Below are 15,979 nucleotides of genomic sequence, written 5' to 3' on the forward strand. Positions count from 1 at the left end.
ATCTGGCAGCAAGGTCGCTGCGATCATTGGCCACCTCAGCGCCGGCGTGCCCTCAGGGAGCAGACTGCAGCGCAAGTTGCGCATCACGCAGGCGGCGTTTTTCACTGCGCGCCAGCAACCACCACCCGATCACCGCCGCCACCGACACCGCCAGCACCATCACCGTGGCCAGCGCATTGATCTTGGGGCTGATGCCCAGGCGTACCGACGAAAACACCTTGATCGGCAGCGTGGTGGAGCTTGGGCCCGCCAGGAAACTGGCAATGACCACATCGTCCAGCGAGAGCGTGAATGCCAACAACCAGCCCGACGCAAGTGCTGGCGCGATGATCGGCAAGGTGATCAGGAAGAACACCTTCAGTGGCGTGGCACCCAGGTCCATGGCAGCTTCTTCCAGCGAGCGGTCCAGCTCCTGCAGCCGCGAGGAAATCACCACGGTCGCGAATGAGACGGTGAAGGTGACATGCGCCACCCAGATGGCGACCGCGCCGCGCGGCGCGATGCCGAGCACACCGCCCATCGAGACCAGCAGCAACAGGATCGACAGGCCGATGATCACCTCCGGCATCACCAGCGGTGCGGTGATCAGCGCACCGAACAGCGTTTTGCCGGGAAACCGCCGCATGCGCACCATCGCCATGGCCGCCATGGTGCCGAGCACGGTGGACGCGCATGCGGTCCAGAACGCCACTTCCAGGCTCACCCAGGCCGCATCCAGCAATTGGCGGTCACGCAGCAACTCGCCATACCAGCGGGTGGAAAAACCGCCCCACACCGTGGCCAGGCGCGAGGCGTTGAACGAATACACCATCAGCAACAGGATCGGCAGATACAAAAAACCGAACCCCAGCGCGAGCACACTGCCGCCCAGCACACGCCCACCGCGCGAAGCGCGCATCATGTCAGCCGCCCTTCCAGCTCGCGCTGCTGGTAACGGTGGAAGATCACGATCGGCACCAATAGCAGCACCAGCATCACCGTGGCCACCGCGGCGGCCACCGGCCAGTCGCGGTTATTGAAGAATTCGCCCCATAGCACGCGGCCGATCATCAGCGTATCGGGACCGCCCAGCATCTCGGGAATCACGAACTCGCCCACCGCTGGAATCATCACCAGCATGCAGCCGGCGACGATGCCGTTGCGCGACAGCGGCAAGGTGATGCGCACGAATGCCTGCCACGGCCGCGCGCCCAGGTCGTAAGCCGCCTCCAGCAGCCGCGAATCGTGCTTGACCAGGTTGGCATACAGCGGCAGCACCATGAAGGGCAGATAGCAGTAGACGATGCCGATGTAGGCGGCGATCGGCGTGTACAGCAACTGCAGCGGCTGCTCGATCGCACCCAGCGCCAGCAGGGCCTGATTGAGCAGGCCGTTGCCATCGAGAATGCCGATCCATGCGTACACACGGATCAGGAACGAGGTCCACGACGGCAACACCACCAGCATCATCGCCACGTTGCGGGTGGCCAGCGGCAGCCGCGCGATCACGTATGCCATCGGGTAGCCGATCAATAGCGCCAGTGCGGTGGAAATCGCAGCGATCTTGATCGAACTCAGGTAAGCGGCCACGTACTGGCTGTCGCGCAGCAGGGCCAGGTAGTTGCCCAGATGCAGCTTGACGCTGACTGCGCCATCGGCCGCATACGCGAACAGCGGCGTGTACGGCGGCATCACGGTTGCGCGTTCGGCAAACGAAATCTTCAGCACGATCAGGAACGGGATGGCGAAAAACACCAGCAGCCACAGATACGGTGCGGCGATCACGCCCCAGCGTGCACCCGGCAGACCACGACTAAGAGTGGTTAGCAAAACGTAGCGAGCAGTCGCCAGGGGGGCGCGGACGGCGCGGAGGAACCGCAGTGTACGTGTGGTACATGAGGATTCCGAGCACCGGCCGCGCCCCCCTGGTGGCTGCGCAGTAGTTTTGCTGGCCACTCTTGGCAGGCGCGGCCTCATGCGGTGAGAACCACGCCGTCGTCCTCGCCCCACCCCACCCACACTGCATCGCCCCAGGTCAGCGCTTCGCTGGCCCAGCGTTGCCGATTGGCGAAATGCGCCATCAGCTTGATGCCGCTGGGCAGGCGCACGTGGTAGACCGAGTGGCTGCCGAAATAGGCAATGTCTTCGATCACGCCCTGCGCCTTGTTGCAGGCCTGCGCCGGCTCCTGCTTGCCGATGCCGACTTTTTCCGGGCGCACTGCAAATGCCACAGCCTGCCCTTCGAACCCGGTGATGCCGTGGCCGATGCGAATCGGCGCGGCGAATGCCGCGGTGGTGAGGCTGACCGAATCCGGCGCGTCTTCGGCGATGACGGCCTCGATCAGATTGACCGAGCCGATGAATTCGGCCGCGAAGCGGTTGGCCGGCTGCTCGTAGATTTCATCCGGCGTGCCCACCTGCTGGATCCAGCCGTGGTCCATCAGTGCGATGCGGGTGGCCATGGTCATGGCTTCTTCCTGGTCGTGGGTGACCATCACGCAGGTGACGCCGGAGGTTTCGATGATGTTGACCAGTTCCAGCTGCATCTGCGAACGCAGCTTCTTGTCCAGCGCGCCCATCGGCTCGTCCAGCAGCAGCAGCTTGGGCCGCTTGGCCAGCGAGCGCGCCAGTGCCACGCGCTGCTGCTGCCCACCGGACAACTGATGCGGCTTGCGCTTGGCCAGGCGCGCAAGTTGTACCAGCTCGAGCATCTCGCCCACCCGCTGGGCCACCGCCGCCTTGGGCAGGCCTTCCTGCTTGAGCCCGAAGGCGATGTTCTGCTCCACCGTCATATGCGGAAACAACGCATACGATTGGAACATCATGTTGATCGGCCGCTCGTACGGCGGCAATGCGTCGATGGGCTGGCCATCGAGCACGATGCTGCCCTTGGTGGGCCGCTCGAAGCCGGCAAGACAGCGCAGCAAGGTGGATTTGCCGCTGCCCGAGCCGCCCAGCAGCGCGAAGATCTCGCCCTTGCGTATCTGCAGGCTGACATCGTCCACCGCCACAAAGCCGTCGAACTCCTTGCGGACCTCACGGATCGACAGATACCCCGCATCGGCGGCGGCAGGTGCGGGCAAGACGGCTTCGGAAAGGGCCATGCATCCTCTCGGCGACAACAACGCGCCGGCGCCACCGTGGCGCCGTGCACGCATCATGGCAAAAGCCTGCCGGCGCTGCAGTGCGCACCGACACGCGTGGCGCTAGCGGACGGCGGCCTGCGGCGGCTCGCTCCAGCCCAGCCCCAGGCTCTTCTGCAGCGCCACGTAATACACCAGCAATTGCACCTGCGCCTGCGCGGCGGCGTCCTGCGCGGACAACTGCTGGCGCTGCACATCGAGCAGGTCGATGCTGGAGGTGGCACCGGCATCGCGGCGTTGCTGCATGAGCCCGGCAGAGCGCGTGGCCGAGGCCTCGGCCTGACGCGCCACCACCAGCTGCTGGCGTGCCGAGCCAAACCGCGACAGTGCGGTATTGGCGTCCTGCAGCGCCGCCAGCACCGCGCCTTCATAGGCGGCCTCGCGCCCGGCATTGCCGGCGCGCGCCTGTTCGACCTGCGCGCGGGTGCGGCCGAAGTCGAAGATCGACCAGCGCAGCATCGGCACTGCCAGCTTGGTCAGCGCATCGGAATTGAAATCGCTGGGCGAGCCGGCCACCCAGCTCAGGCCGCCAAGCAGGCTGACCTGCGGGAAGTAGCCATTCAACGCCTCGCCGATCTGCGCACTGGACGCGGCCAGCTCGCGCTCGGCCTTGCGCACGTCCGGGCGCCGACGGATCAACGCACCGGCATCGTCCACGCGCACCTGAGTGGGCAGCATCGGCAGCGGTTGCGGCGCGGCGAGCTGCGCATCCAGCGCGCCCGGCTCGCGGCCGACCATCAACGCCAGCTGGTCCAGCGCTTCCTGTTGCTGCATCTGCAGCGGCAGGCGCTGGGCCTCCTGCTGCTGCACCTGGGTGGCGATCTGCTCGACCTGCAGGTCCGAGGCGGCACCCTGGCCGCGGCGCTGCTGCACCAGGGCCAGCGACTGACGGATCTTGTCCAGGTTGCTGTCGGCAATCGCCAGGCGCGCCTGCAACCCGCGATAGTTGAGATACACCTGCCCCACTTCGGCAGCGAGCTGCACCTGCGCGTCGGCCAGTTCGGCTTCGGAGGCCTGCGCCTGGGCCAGCGCACCTTCGGCAGCGCGGCGGCGGCGGCCGAACAGGTCCAGCTCCCAGCTGGCATCGAAGCCGGCGGTGTAGAGCTCGGTCTTTTCCAGGTTCAGCGCCTGGCTGCCTTGCGCCGGGGGCTGGCCCTGCTGGCCGTTCTGCAGCCCGCCCAGGGTGTCGACGATGGTCTGGGGCGGCTCGGCGTAGGCGTACAGCGCACTGGCGTTGAGCTTGGGCAGCCGCTCGGCACGGCGCTGGTTGGCCAGCGCCCGATTGGCGCGCAGACGCGCCTGCGCCGCGCGCAGGTTGGGGCTGTCGGCCAGCGCCTGAGTGACGAGCTGGGTCAGCTGCGCATCGTGCAGGTCTTCCCACCAGTGGTTCAGTGGCGCGGCGGCGACCACGTCGGCCGCACTGGCGCGATGCAGCGTGGGCGCCTGCACGGCGGTTTCGGCCACCGTGGGCGGCTTGGTGTAGTTGGGGCCGAGCATGCAGCCGCCCAGCAGCAGGGAGGCCAGCGCTGCCGCCAGCGGCATGCGCGCCAGGCGCAGGGAATCAGTGCATTGCAAGGTGCGTCCCCTTGGGTAACGGCTTGAGCAAAAAGGCCAGCGGAATCGTGCAGACCACGATCACGCCAAAGATCCAGAACAGGTCGCTATAGGTCATCACCAACGCCTGCTGTTGCACCAGGCGCGCAAGTTGGGCAACCGCGCGAATCGCCGCCTCGCCACCGGCGCTGCCCTGCATCTGCGCGTTCAACCCGGCCAGGAAATCCTGCGCGCGGCTGGCGTTTGCAGTGACGGCGCTGCCGATGGTCTCGGTGTGGAAGGTCATGCGCCGCTCCTGGAAGGTGGAGATCAGCGCCAGTCCTACCGAGCCGCCCAGGTTGCGGCCGGCGTTGAACAGGCCGGACGCATCGCCGGCCAGCTCGGGCGGCACCGAGGAAATGGCCGCCTGGTTGAGCGACATCATCGCCAGCGCCAGGCCGCAGCCCTGCAACAACTGCCCGGCGACAAAATGCATGCCCACGGTGTCGGCGGTCAGCGACAGGTTGACGAAGCATGCCGCGGCAAAACACAGCAGCCCGGCGATCACCAGGATGCGCACGTCCACCACCTCCAGCAGCTTGGGCATCATCGGCATCAACAGCACCGTGGGCAGGCCGGACAGCAGCAACACATAGCCGGCCTGTTCGGTGTTGTAGCCGGAAATCACCGACAGGAACTGCGGGATCATGTACATGACCCCGAACAGGATCATGCCCACCGCCATGATCATGATGAACACCGCGCCGAAGCTGCGGTGCAGCAGCAGCGACAGCCGGATCACCGGTGCGCGCTTGCGAAACTGCGAGATCACCAGCGCCAGAAATCCGCTCAACGCGAATACGCTGAGCGTGTTGATTTCGCTGGACTCGAACCAGCGCTCGCGCTGGCCTTCTTCCAGCACCACGGTGAGCCCGCCCAGGCCGGCGGTGAGCCCGTAGATGCCCAGCCAGTCCGCATCCAGCAGGCCGGCCCAGTTGCCTTTTTCGTGCTTGAGCCCGAGCAGCAACAGCGCCACCAGGCCCACGCAGATCGGCACGTTGATGAAAAACGCGTAGTGCCAGCTGACGTTTTCGGTCAGCCAGCCACCGAGCAGCGGGCCGATCACCGGGCCCATGATCACGGTCATGCCGAACAAGGCGGTGCCCATGGTCTGCTGGCTGGGCGGCAAGCGTGTGGCGACGATGGTCAGCGCGGTAGGGATCAACGCACCGCCGGCCAGGCCTTGGCCCACGCGGCCGATGATCATCATGGTCAGCGAGGTGGACAGCCCGCAGACCACCGAGAAGGCCGTGAACATCACCGCGCAGATCAGCAGGAAGTTGCGTAGCCCCAGCGTGCGCACGAACCAGCCGGTAAGCGGGATCATGATGATTTCCGCCACCAGGTAGGCGGTGGAGATCCAGGTGCCCTCGGTGCCGCTGGCGCCTACTTCGCCCTGGATGGTGGGCAGCGCGGCGTTGACGATGGAGATGTCCAGCGTCGCCATGAACGAGCCGATGGTGCCGGCCGTTACCGCCAGCCACGCGCCCGGTTCGGCTTTCTCGCGCCCGGCGCTGCCGCCGGCACGCTCGCCGGTGGCCGCTGCGGCATTCATCGCGCGCGCTCCTGCGCCTGCACGCGGTCCGATTCCTCCTCGGCGCGCTGCTTGGCGTCCTTGGCCGAGCGCGTATCCACGGTGACCTCTACCGACATGCCCGGCACCAGCACCTTGCGCGCTTCCTCACCGGCCAGCACGCGGATGCGCACCGGCACGCGCTGCACCACCTTGGTGAAGTTGCCGGTGGCGTTCTCCGGCGGTAACAGCGCGAACTGCGAGCCGGTGCCGGGCGACAGGCTTTCCACCTTGCCATGCAGCTTCACGCCCGACAGTGCGTCGACCTCGATCTCGGCCGGCTGGCCCGGGCGCATCAGCCCGACCTGGGTTTCCTTGAAGTTGGCCACCAGGTACAGCGACTGCTGCGGCACGATGGTCATGGTGCGGGTGCCGGCGGCGAGGAACTGCCCCACCTGCACGGTCTTGTCGCCAACCCGGCCGTGGATACGGCTGGTCAGGCGGGTGTCTTCCACCGCCACGCGCGCCTGGTCTGCATCGGCGGTGGCCTGTTTCACCCCGGCCTTGGCCTGCTCCAGCTGGGCACTGCTGGCCTGGATCTGGCTCTGCGCCCCCTTGGCCTGCGCCTGTGCGGCCTCGTACTGAGCGCGGGCGCGCTCTAGATCGTGCTGCAGGCTTTCCTGGTGTTCGTGGGTGTCGGCGCCGGAGGCGGCCAGCGGCGCGAAGCGCTTCACCTCGGCCTGGGCAAAGCGCAGGCTTGCCGCGGCCGAGGCCACCTGGGTGCGCGCCTGCACCAGCGACGATTCCTGCGCGGCCACATTGGCGGTGGCGGCGGCGATGTCGGCTTCACGCGCGGCGATCGCGGCTTCGGCCTGTTGCAGCGTGGCCTGGTAGGTGCGGTCGTCGATCTGCAGCAGCGGCTGGCCGGCGTCGACAATCTGGTTGTCGCCCACCATCACCTGAGTGACATAGCCGCTGACGCGCGGGGCCACCGCCACCGAGTCCGCCTGCAGGTAGGCGTTGTTGGTGTCCTGCATGTAGCGGCCCTTGATCAGGTAGTAGGCCAGCCAGATCACCAGCAGCACCACCACCAGCACGCCGACGATGATCAGCGTCCACTTCACCTTGGGATTCTTCAGCGGCGAGGGCTTCTTGGCGTCGTCATCGCGAGACGCATTGCCCTGCCCGTCCGCTGCTGTGGACTGGCCATCGGTGGACTGCTGATCGTGGTTGCTCAAAGGGGGCGTCCTGTGTCGTGGGCTGGGCGCGCGCGCTGGCATGCCCGCATCAACGGGCCCGGCGAGGCGGCGCAACCATACAATTATTTGAACCGCCCAGTACAGATTGCGTGATGACCCGGTCAGCCCCCGCTGTGACTCATTGGCACTTTATTAGTCCTGCCCTCGCACGGGCCGCACAGGGCAGGTGAGAGAGCCCGCGTCAGCGACCCGTCTTGATCTCGGTCCACAGCCGCGTGTACAGGCGGTCCACCTCGGGTGGATTGATCGCGTAAGTGAACATCCGGGCGGTCACCTCCGGCGGCGGGTAGATGGTGGGGTCGTTGCGGATGGCCGCATCCACTAGCGGCGTGGCGGCGCTGACCGGATTGGCGTAGTGGATGAAATTGCTGTTGGCGGCCGCCACCTTGGGCGTCAGCAGATAATTGATGAAGGCGTAAGCGTTTTCCGGGTGTTTGGCATCCTTGGGGATCGCCAGCATGTCGAACCACTGCGGTGCGCCTTCCTTCGGGATGGAATACGCCACCTTGACGGTGTTGCCGGCTTCGGCCGCGCGGTCGCGGGCCTGGATGATGTCGCCTGACCAGCCCACCGCCAGGCAGGTGTTGCCATTGGCCAGCGAGGTCACGTACTGGCTGGAGTGGAAGTTCTGCACGTAGGGGCGGATGGTCTTGATCAGCGCGGCGGCTTTTTCGATCTCGGCCGGCGCTGTGCTGTGCGGATCCAGGCCCAGGTAGTTCAACGCGATCGGAATCATGTCCGAGGGCGTATCGAGGATGGTGACCCCGCAGTCCTTGAGCTTGGACAGATTCTCCGGCTTGAAGATCAGGTCCCAGCTGTTGGCGATCTCGGTACTGCCAAATGCCGCCTTGAGCTTGTCGACGTTGTAGCCGATGCCGGTGGTGCCGATCATGTACGGCACGCCATAGGTGTTGCCGGGGTCCTGCGCGGCGATGCGGCGCATGATGTCCGGGTCGAGATTGGCCAAGTTCGGAATCTTGCTTTTATCCAGCGGCAGGAACACGCCGGCCTGGATCTGGCGGCCAAAGAAGTTGAGCGTGGGCACCACCACGTCGTAGTCGCTGCCACCGGCGAGCAGTTTGGTTTCCACCATTTCGTCGCTGTCGAACACGTCGTAGGTGACCTTGATGCCGGTGCTCTTTTCGAACGCGGGGATGGTGTCTTCGGCGATGTAGTCGGAGTAGTTGTAGACGTTGAGCACCTTGGCCTGTGCATCGGCCTTGCCCGGGGCGCCACCGCCGCCACAGCCGGACAACAGGGTGATGGACAGGGTCAGGGCGAGCAGTCGCAGCGTCATGTGGGTCTCCAGGGCAGCGCGGTGGGGCGGCCCGGCATCGCGGCCGGTCTGCGCCCAGCCTACCCACCGCGTCCGGGTTTGCACAGCGTGCGGCCTCTGGGCGGCGGTGGGCGGCTGCGATGCGCGGCAGCGTCGGAGACGGCAGCTCACTGCGGCGGTGGCGCTCGCTGCGTCGTGGCTGCGCAGCTCGGCGGCGTGAGGCCTGCCGCCGCGCTTACTTGCCCAGCGCTTGCGCGGTGTCGTCCAGCGCGGCCCAGGTTTTATCGAACAACTCATCGACCTGTTCGCAGGTGATGATCAACGGCGGCGACAGCAGCATGGCGTCGTAAGTGGCCCGCAGGATCAGCCCGCGCCGCAGGGCAAAGTCGCGGCACAGCGCGCCCACCCGCCCGCGCTCTGGAAAGTACACACCACGGCGGCGCTTGTCGGGCACCAGCTCCAGCGCACCGACCAGCCCGGCGATGCGCGCCTCGCCCACCAGACGGTGCGCGCCCAGTTCGGCCCAGCGCTGCGCCAGGTACGGCGCAATCTGCATGCGTGCGGTCTCCACGATGCCCTCGTCCTGCAGTAGCCGCAGGTTTTCCAGCGCCACCGCAGCACAGACCGGATGCCCGGCATAGGTACCGCCGTGCGCCAGTTCACCGCCCTGACGCTTGAGCACACCGGCCACGCGGTCGTTGAACATCGCCGCAGCCAGCGGGATGTAGCCGGAGGTGATGCCCTTGGCCAGGGTCATCACATCGGGCTGGAAACCGAAATACTCCGCTCCGAACCAGGCACCGGTGCGGCCGAACCCGCAGATCACCTCGTCGGCCACCAGCAGTACGTCGTAGCGCCGGCAGATGCGTTCGATTTCCGGCCAGTAGCTGCTGGGTGGGATGTAGACCCCGATCGCGCCCATGATCGGCTCACCGATAAAGGCCGCCACGGTGTCGGGCCCCAACTGCAGGATCTTCTCTTCCAGCCGGCGCGCAGCGAGCAGACCGTAGTCGTCCGGGTCCATCTCGCCACCCTCGCCGAAATGATTGGGTGGCGCGATGTGCTCGATCCCGGGAATCGGCAACCCACCTTGCCGATGCATCCCGCGCATTCCGCCCAGACTGGCCCCGCCCATGGTGGTGCCGTGGTAGCCATCGTGGCGGCCGATGAAGATGTGCTTTTGCGGCTGCCCCTGCACCGCCCAGAAATGCCGCACCAGCCGCAGGATGGTGTCGTTGGCCTCCGAGCCCGAATTGGCAAAGAACGCATGATTCAGATCGCCCGGCGCCAGCTCCGCCAACTTGGCAGCCAGGTGCACGGTGGGCTCGGTGGTGCATTGAAAGAAGCTGTTGTAGTACGCCAACTGCTCCATCTGCCGCGCCGCCGCCTGCGCAAGCTCGGCCCGCCCATAGCCCACGTTGACGCACCACAGCCCGGCAAACGCATCCAGCAACTTGTTGCCGTCCGCATCCCACACATACACCCCCTCGCCCCGCGTCAGGATGCGCGTGCCCTTGGAGGCCAGTGCCGCGTTGTCATTGAACGGATGCAGATGATGCGCAGCATCGAGTTGCTGCAGGGACCTGAGCACAGAAGGATCCACGACCCGCTCCGACATGAGAAACAACGAGCATACCCGCGCACTGTTGCCATGCCATGGATGGAGCGCACAGGCATGCATAGCGACACAAGAACTACCTAGCCTAGCCTTGCCTTGCCTTGCTTTGCTTTGCTTTGCTTTGCTTTGCCTTGCTTTGCCTTGCTTTGCCTTGCTTTGCCTTGCTTTGCCTTGCTTTGCTTTGCTCTGTGCCGCTGCTGCGCTCTGCTTGCTCTGCGCTTTGCCCTGCCTTGCTCTGCTCACGCTCTTCCGAGGCCCCATACCGCAGCGGCAAGGCCGGCAGATACAACCCGCAGGGCGGCGCGCACGGATGCGCGACGTTTTTGTAAGGGACATGGATGTCCCTTACAAAAATTTCTGCCGGACTTGCGCACCCGTCGCGCGCAGCGCGTCGGGCGCGAGGACGGGGTGTGTTTCTTTGGTTAGCTTTCTTTGCACAAGCAAAGAAAGTAACTCGCGCCCGAAGGGCGTGAAAGCCCTGCTTCCTGTTTCATCTGCATCAAGGAAAGCACGCGCGCGCGGGGACCACGTACAAAAAGCACAGAAAAACACACTCACCTCACCACCAAGCAAACAGCCAACCAACCTCACACATTCAACAACAAGAACTCCCGCTCCCACGAACTGATCACCCGAAAAAACGTCTCGTATTCTTTCCGCTTCACAGAAATATAGGCCCGCACAAACCGCGGCCCCAACATTTCCTTCAACGCCTCACACCCCTCCAACTCATCCAACGCCTCCCCCAACGACCGCGGCAAATCGTAGCCCTGCTCCTTGCCGTTGCTGCTGATCGGCGCGGTCGGCTCCAGCTTCTCGCGGATGCCCAAGAGCCCGCATGCCAAGGTTGCCGCCATCGCCAGGTACGGGTTGGCATCGGAGCCTGCAAACCGGCTCTCCACCCGCATGTTCTGCGGCGCATCGATCGGCACCCGCAACCCGCAGGTGCGGTTGTCGAAGCCCCACAGCACATTGCTCGGCGAGACCTCGCCGAACATCAGCCGCCGGTACGAATTGACGTTGGGCGCCAACAGCCCCATCGCCATCGGAATGTACTTCTGCAGCCCGCCCAGATAATGCGCGAAGGTGTCGCTGAAGCCGCCCTCGCGCTTGCCGCTGAACACGTTCTTGCCGGTGCCGGCATGCAACAGGCTCTGGTGGATATGCATCGCACTGCCGGGCTCGGTCTCCATCGGTTTGGCCAGGAAGGTGGCGTACACCCCGTGCCGCAGCGCCGCCTCGCGCATGGTGCGTTTGAACAGGAACACCTGGTCGGCGCGCGACAACGCATCGGCGTGGGTGAAATTGACTTCCAGCTGCGCGGCGCCGGATTCGTGGATCAAGGTATCCACGTCCAGCTCCATCGCATCGCAATAGTCGTACATCAGATCCAGGATCGGGTCGAACTCGTTCACCGCATCGATCGAATACGACTGCCGTGCGGTTTCCGGGCGCCCGGAGCGCCCTGCCGGCGGCAGCAGCGGAAAATCCGGGTCGGTGTTTTTCTGCACCAGAAAAAATTCCAGTTCCGGCGCCACCACCGGCTGCAACTTGACCTCGGCATAGGCATCGAGCACGCGGCGCAGCACGTTGCGTGGCGCCAGCTCGTGCGGCTGCCCGTCCTTGGTGTAGCAATCGTGGATGACCTGCGCGGTGGGGTCGGCGGCCCACGGCACCATGCGCACGGTAGAGGCATCCGGGCGCAGGTGCATGTCCGAATCCGACGGCGAGGTCAGCGCGTAGTAATCGTCCGGAAAATCGCCGGTGACCGTGGTGGCGAAGATGCCTTCGGGCAGGCGCGTGCCGTAGTCGTGGGAGAACTTGTCGGCTGGAATGATCTTGCCGCGCGCATTGCCGGTGATGTCTGGCACCAGGCACTCCACTTCGGTGATGTGGCGCTCCTTGAGCCAGCGGCGCAGCGCGCTCTCCGGCTGCTTGGGCGTGGACTTGCGCGAACGTGTACGGATCGACATGCGAGCTCACTTTCCGCGCTGGGCGGCGTACTGGCGACAGGCCTCGCCAAACGCCTGGAAGATGGCACGGTAGAACGGATGCTGTGTGACACGCCACTCCGGATGCCACTGCACCGCGAGCAGAAACCCCGGGCCAGGGCCGCGAAAGGCCTCGATCAGGCCATCCGGCGCGGTGGCTTCCACCACCAGCCCCGCGGCCAGCGTGGCGATGCCTTGCCCATGCAGCGAGTTCACCTGCACCTGCGCGGTGTCGCTCATGGCCGCCAGCCAACCGCCCGGCTGCAGCTGCACTGGATGCGCGGGGCCGTATTGGGTGTCCAGCGGCGCACTGCGGTCTTCGCGATGGTCCGCCAGGCCCGGCACTTCGTGCACGCGCTGGTGCAGGCGCCCGCCGAGCGCCACGTTGACCTCCTGCAGCCCGCGGCAGATGGCCAGCACCGGCAGGCCGCGCGCCAGTGCCTGCGGGATCAAGGCCAGGCTGGTGGCATCGCGCGCGGGGTCGTGCGGGTTGCCCTCCCAACTGGGTTCGTCGCTGTAGTGATGCGGTTCCACATTGCTGACCGCCCCGGTCAACAGCAGGCCGTCGAGCCGCTGCAGCCAGGCGCCGGCATCCAGCGGCGGTTGCAGGCTGGGCAACAGCACCGGCTGTGCACCGGCCGCCTCCACCACCGCGCGCACGTACTTCTCGCCCGCTGCCAGGAACGGATGCGGCCCGTGCAGGCTGCGGTCGGTCGGCAACCCGACCAGGGGAACCATGGTCATCAACGCACTCCGCTGGCGGTCCCTCGAACTTAGCGCGCCGCCCGGTGCATTGCCACCGTGCGCACGCAACTCCTGCGCCTGCTCACGCCCGCTTTGCTACGCTGGCCGGCGATTTCACAGGTGTGGCCCATGGCAACCGAAACCCGTGTCGCGTCCCTGCCCAGCACCGATGCCGCCACCCTGGCCGCGATCGAGGGCTGTGCGCTGGTGGACCTGCTGCTGCCCGATACCAACGGCGTGTTGCGCGGCAAGCGTGTCACCCGCGAGGCGCTCGACAAGGTCTACCGCGACGGCGTGTGCCTGCCGATGTCGCTGATCGCCACCGACATCACCGGCAATACAGTGGAAGAAACCGGCCTGGGCTACGCCATTGGCGATGCCGATCGCATCTGCCGCCCGATCGCCGGCTCGCTCCGCCCGGTGCCATGGGCGCCGCAACCGATGGCGCAGCTGTTGCTGGCGATGCACACGCCCGACGGCGCCTTGTTCGAGGTCGCCCCGCGCGCGGTGCTGCAACGTGTGGTGCAGGGGTTCGCCGCGCTGGGCCTGACGCCGGTGATCGCCGTGGAGCTGGAGTTCTACCTGTTCGACGCCATGGCCGATGCCCAGGGCCGCCCGCAGACGCCGCGCGATGCACACACCGGCGAACGCAACACCAGCACCCAGGTGTATGCATTGCAGGATCTGGACGACCACCGCAACTTTACCGATGCCGTCACCGCGGCGTGCCGGCAGCAGGGCATCCCGGCCGATACCGCGGTGGCCGAGTACGCGCCCGGGCAGTTCGAGATCAACCTGCAGCACCGCGCCGATGCGGTGGCCGCGTGCGACGAGGCGCTGCTGCTCAAGCGCACCATCAAGGCGATCGCGCAGCAGCAACACCTGCTGGCCAGTTTCATGGCCAAGCCGTTCGCCGGCCAGGCCGGCAGCGGGCTGCACGTGCACGTCAGCCTGCTCGATGCCGCGGGCCACAACGTGCTGCACGGCACAGCGGATGCGCCGGCCGCCGCCCTGCGCCATGCCATTGCCGGGCTGCAACGGCATGCGGACGCATCGCTGCTGCTGTTCGCGCCGCATGCCAACAGTTACCGCCGTTTCGTGCCGAATGCGTTCGTGCCGCTGGACGCCAGCTGGGGCTTCAACAATCGCACCGTGGCCTTGCGCATCCCGCACAGCGACGCGCACAACACCCGTATCGAACACCGCATCGCCGGCGCCGATGCCAACCCCTACCTGGTGGCGGCGGCCGTGTTGGCCGCGATGCTGGACGGCTTGCAGCACCCCGGCGAACCCACCGCCCCGGTGCAGGGCAACGCCTACGCGCAGGCGACCTTCACCCCGCGCACCTGGCAGGGCGCGGTGGATGCTTTCCTGCGCAGCGACTTCATCGCCGCCCAGTTGGGCACGCAGTTCCAGCATGTGTTCGGCGAGCAGAAGCAGCGCGAGCTGCTCGACTATCAGGCGCTGGTGCCGGACCTGGACTACGCCCGGTATCTGCGGACGGTCTGATGGCCACCGCCTTGCCCGCCGGCTCGACTGACGCACCGGGCAACGGGTATCCCGACAGCTGGTATGCGCGCAGCACGCCGCCCTTGCCTGCGCAGGCGCCGCTGCACGGCGCGCAGCGAAGCGATGTCTGCGTGCTCGGCGCCGGCTACACCGGGCTCACCGCGGCGCTGGCGCTGGCCGAGGCCGGCTACCAGGTCACCGTGCTGGAGGCCCGGCGTGTTGGCTGGGGTGCCTCGGGGCGCAACGGCGGCCAGGCCATCGTGGGCTATGGCTGCGAACAGGACACGCTGGAAGCGCTCATCGGCGACAGCGATGCACGCCTGCTGTTCGACTATTCGCGCGATGGCATGCGGCTGCTGCGCGAACGCATCGCGCGCCACGGCATTGCCTGCGACTGGCGCGACGGCCACGCGCACGTGCCATTGAAGCCACGCCAGGTGCAGGCCCTGCAGCGCGGCATCGTGCGCATGGCCGAACGCTATGACTATCCACTGCAGTGGTGGGACCGCAGCCAGCTGCGCGCGGAGCTGGACAGCCCGCTCTATCTCGGCGCCATGTTCGACCCGGCCAGCGGCCACCTGCAGCCGCTGGCCTATGCGCTGGGGCTGGCGCGCGCAGCGCTGGCCGCCGGCGTGCGCATCTACGAGCACAGCGCGGTGACGCGGGTGCAACAGGGCGAGCGGATCGTGCTGCACACCGACCAGGGCAGCATCTCGGCGGAGTTTGGCGTGCTTGCCGGCAACGCGCTGCTGCGCGGCGTCGCCGCACCGCTGGAGCGCCGCATCATGCCGGTGGGCACCTACGTCGGTGCCACCCCGCCGCTGGGCGCCGAGCGGGCCCGCAACCTGATCCGCAACGACATGGCAGTGGCCGACACCAACTGGGCCCTGGACTACTACCGTCTCAGTGCCGACCACCGGCTGCTGTTCGGCGGGCGGGCCAGCTATTCGTCGCTGCCCCCGCCGGGGCTGGCGCGGCTGATGACCCGCCGCATGCACACCGTATTCCCGCAACTGCGCGACGTGCGGCTGGAAACGGTCTGGGGCGGCTACGTGGACATCTCGGCCAACCGGGCGCCGCACTGGGGCCGGCTGGCCCCGAACCTGTATTTCGCACAGGGCTTTTCCGGCCACGGGGTAGCGGCCACCGGGCTGGCCGGCGAGGTCATCGCCGAGGCCATCACCGGCCAGAGCCAGCGCCTGGACGTGTTCGCCCGCATTCCGCACGCGCCCTTTCCCGGCGGCCGGTTGCTGCGCACCCCGCTGCTGGTGGCCGCGATGAGCTGGTACCGGCTGCGCGACGCGCTGTGGTGAGTGCGACGCAGTGCTCAAGTTCTGCCGAACCGAGCCGTTAG

The 15,979-nt window shown here is 66.6% G+C and carries 12 protein-coding genes and 1 other RNA gene; 2 read left to right on the forward strand and 11 right to left on the reverse strand.

The features are described 5' to 3' along the window. Nucleotides 1-52: 52 nt before the first annotated feature. From QRM60_RS06390 to QRM60_RS06440, 11 genes are all read right to left on the reverse strand, one after another. Nucleotides 53-901 carry an ABC transporter permease subunit gene (locus tag QRM60_RS06390; RefSeq protein WP_285445815.1) on the reverse strand — a complete coding sequence of 283 codons (849 nt, stop codon included), beginning with the start codon at nt 899-901 and terminating at the stop codon, nt 53-55. Then, entirely contained in the window at nt 898-1,809 is a 912-nt protein-coding gene (locus QRM60_RS06395) for an ABC transporter permease subunit (RefSeq protein ID WP_285445816.1), read from the reverse strand. The genes QRM60_RS06390 and QRM60_RS06395 overlap by 4 nt, the downstream gene beginning before the upstream one ends. Continuing rightward, nucleotides 1,801-1,876, reverse strand: a non-coding RNA gene (locus tag QRM60_RS06400) — sX9 sRNA. The genes QRM60_RS06395 and QRM60_RS06400 overlap by 9 nt, the downstream gene beginning before the upstream one ends. A 76-nt stretch (nt 1,877-1,952) precedes the next feature. Further along, nucleotides 1,953-3,083 (reverse strand): polyamine ABC transporter ATP-binding protein, encoded by a 1,131-nt coding sequence (potA, locus tag QRM60_RS06405; protein ID WP_285445817.1) that lies wholly within the window; start codon nt 3,081-3,083, stop codon nt 1,953-1,955. Nucleotides 3,084-3,185: 102 nt separating this feature from the next. Continuing rightward, nucleotides 3,186-4,679: an efflux transporter outer membrane subunit gene (locus QRM60_RS06410; protein ID WP_285445917.1), complete on the reverse strand. Its 1,494-nt coding sequence runs from the start codon at nt 4,677-4,679 to the stop codon at nt 3,186-3,188. Between the two features lie 4 nt (nt 4,680-4,683). Then, nucleotides 4,684-6,270, reverse strand: coding sequence for an MDR family MFS transporter (locus QRM60_RS06415; protein ID WP_285445818.1), 1,587 nt, complete (start codon nt 6,268-6,270; stop codon nt 4,684-4,686). Then, nucleotides 6,267-7,466: an HlyD family secretion protein gene (locus tag QRM60_RS06420; protein ID WP_011037486.1), complete on the reverse strand. Its 1,200-nt coding sequence runs from the start codon at nt 7,464-7,466 to the stop codon at nt 6,267-6,269. The genes QRM60_RS06415 and QRM60_RS06420 overlap by 4 nt, the downstream gene beginning before the upstream one ends. 202 nt (nt 7,467-7,668) lie before the next feature. Next, nucleotides 7,669-8,784, reverse strand: coding sequence for a polyamine ABC transporter substrate-binding protein (locus QRM60_RS06425; RefSeq protein ID WP_040941173.1), 1,116 nt, complete (start codon nt 8,782-8,784; stop codon nt 7,669-7,671). A 214-nt stretch (nt 8,785-8,998) separates the two neighbouring features. Beyond that, entirely contained in the window at nt 8,999-10,366 is a 1,368-nt protein-coding gene (locus QRM60_RS06430; protein WP_161962711.1) for an aspartate aminotransferase family protein, read from the reverse strand. 602 nt (nt 10,367-10,968) lie between these two features. Beyond that, the gene (locus QRM60_RS06435) at nt 10,969-12,354 is read right to left on the reverse strand and encodes a glutamine synthetase family protein (protein WP_014508026.1); all 1,386 of its coding nucleotides are present in this window, start codon (nt 12,352-12,354) and stop codon (nt 10,969-10,971) included. A 6-nt stretch (nt 12,355-12,360) separates the two neighbouring features. Beyond that, entirely contained in the window at nt 12,361-13,116 is a 756-nt protein-coding gene (locus QRM60_RS06440; RefSeq protein WP_285445819.1) for a gamma-glutamyl-gamma-aminobutyrate hydrolase family protein, read from the reverse strand. Between the two features lie 129 nt (nt 13,117-13,245). On the opposite strand from QRM60_RS06440, the gene QRM60_RS06445 reads away from it, so the two are divergent. Both QRM60_RS06445 and QRM60_RS06450 read left to right on the forward strand, forming a co-directional pair. Continuing rightward, entirely contained in the window at nt 13,246-14,625 is a 1,380-nt protein-coding gene (locus QRM60_RS06445) for a glutamine synthetase family protein (RefSeq protein WP_285445820.1), read from the forward strand. After that, the gene (locus tag QRM60_RS06450; RefSeq protein WP_285445821.1) at nt 14,625-15,938 is read left to right on the forward strand and encodes an FAD-binding oxidoreductase; all 1,314 of its coding nucleotides are present in this window, start codon (nt 14,625-14,627) and stop codon (nt 15,936-15,938) included. The genes QRM60_RS06445 and QRM60_RS06450 overlap by 1 nt, the downstream gene beginning before the upstream one ends. Nucleotides 15,939-15,979: the final 41 nt, after the last annotated feature.

Source organism: Xanthomonas sp. fls2-241-TYG-148 (assembly GCF_030208815.1).
Classification (GTDB): Bacteria; Pseudomonadota; Gammaproteobacteria; order Xanthomonadales; family Xanthomonadaceae; genus Xanthomonas; species Xanthomonas campestris.

Excerpts from the sequence above, each read along its gene's own strand:
- QRM60_RS06445 (WP_285445820.1), top strand. The coding sequence starts at position 13,246 with ATGGCAACCGAAACCCGTGTCGCGTCCCTGCCCAGCACCGATGCCGCC.
- QRM60_RS06435 (WP_014508026.1), bottom strand. The coding sequence starts at position 12,354 with ATGTCGATCCGTACACGTTCGCGCAAGTCCACGCCCAAGCAGCCGGAG.
- QRM60_RS06415 (WP_285445818.1), bottom strand. The coding sequence starts at position 6,270 with ATGAATGCCGCAGCGGCCACCGGCGAGCGTGCCGGCGGCAGCGCCGGG.
- QRM60_RS06425 (WP_040941173.1), bottom strand. The coding sequence starts at position 8,784 with ATGACGCTGCGACTGCTCGCCCTGACCCTGTCCATCACCCTGTTGTCC.
- QRM60_RS06440 (WP_285445819.1), bottom strand. The coding sequence starts at position 13,116 with ATGACCATGGTTCCCCTGGTCGGGTTGCCGACCGACCGCAGCCTGCAC.
- QRM60_RS06390 (WP_285445815.1), bottom strand. The coding sequence starts at position 901 with ATGATGCGCGCTTCGCGCGGTGGGCGTGTGCTGGGCGGCAGTGTGCTC.
- QRM60_RS06450 (WP_285445821.1), top strand. The coding sequence starts at position 14,625 with ATGGCCACCGCCTTGCCCGCCGGCTCGACTGACGCACCGGGCAACGGG.
- potA (WP_285445817.1), bottom strand. The coding sequence starts at position 3,083 with ATGGCCCTTTCCGAAGCCGTCTTGCCCGCACCTGCCGCCGCCGATGCG.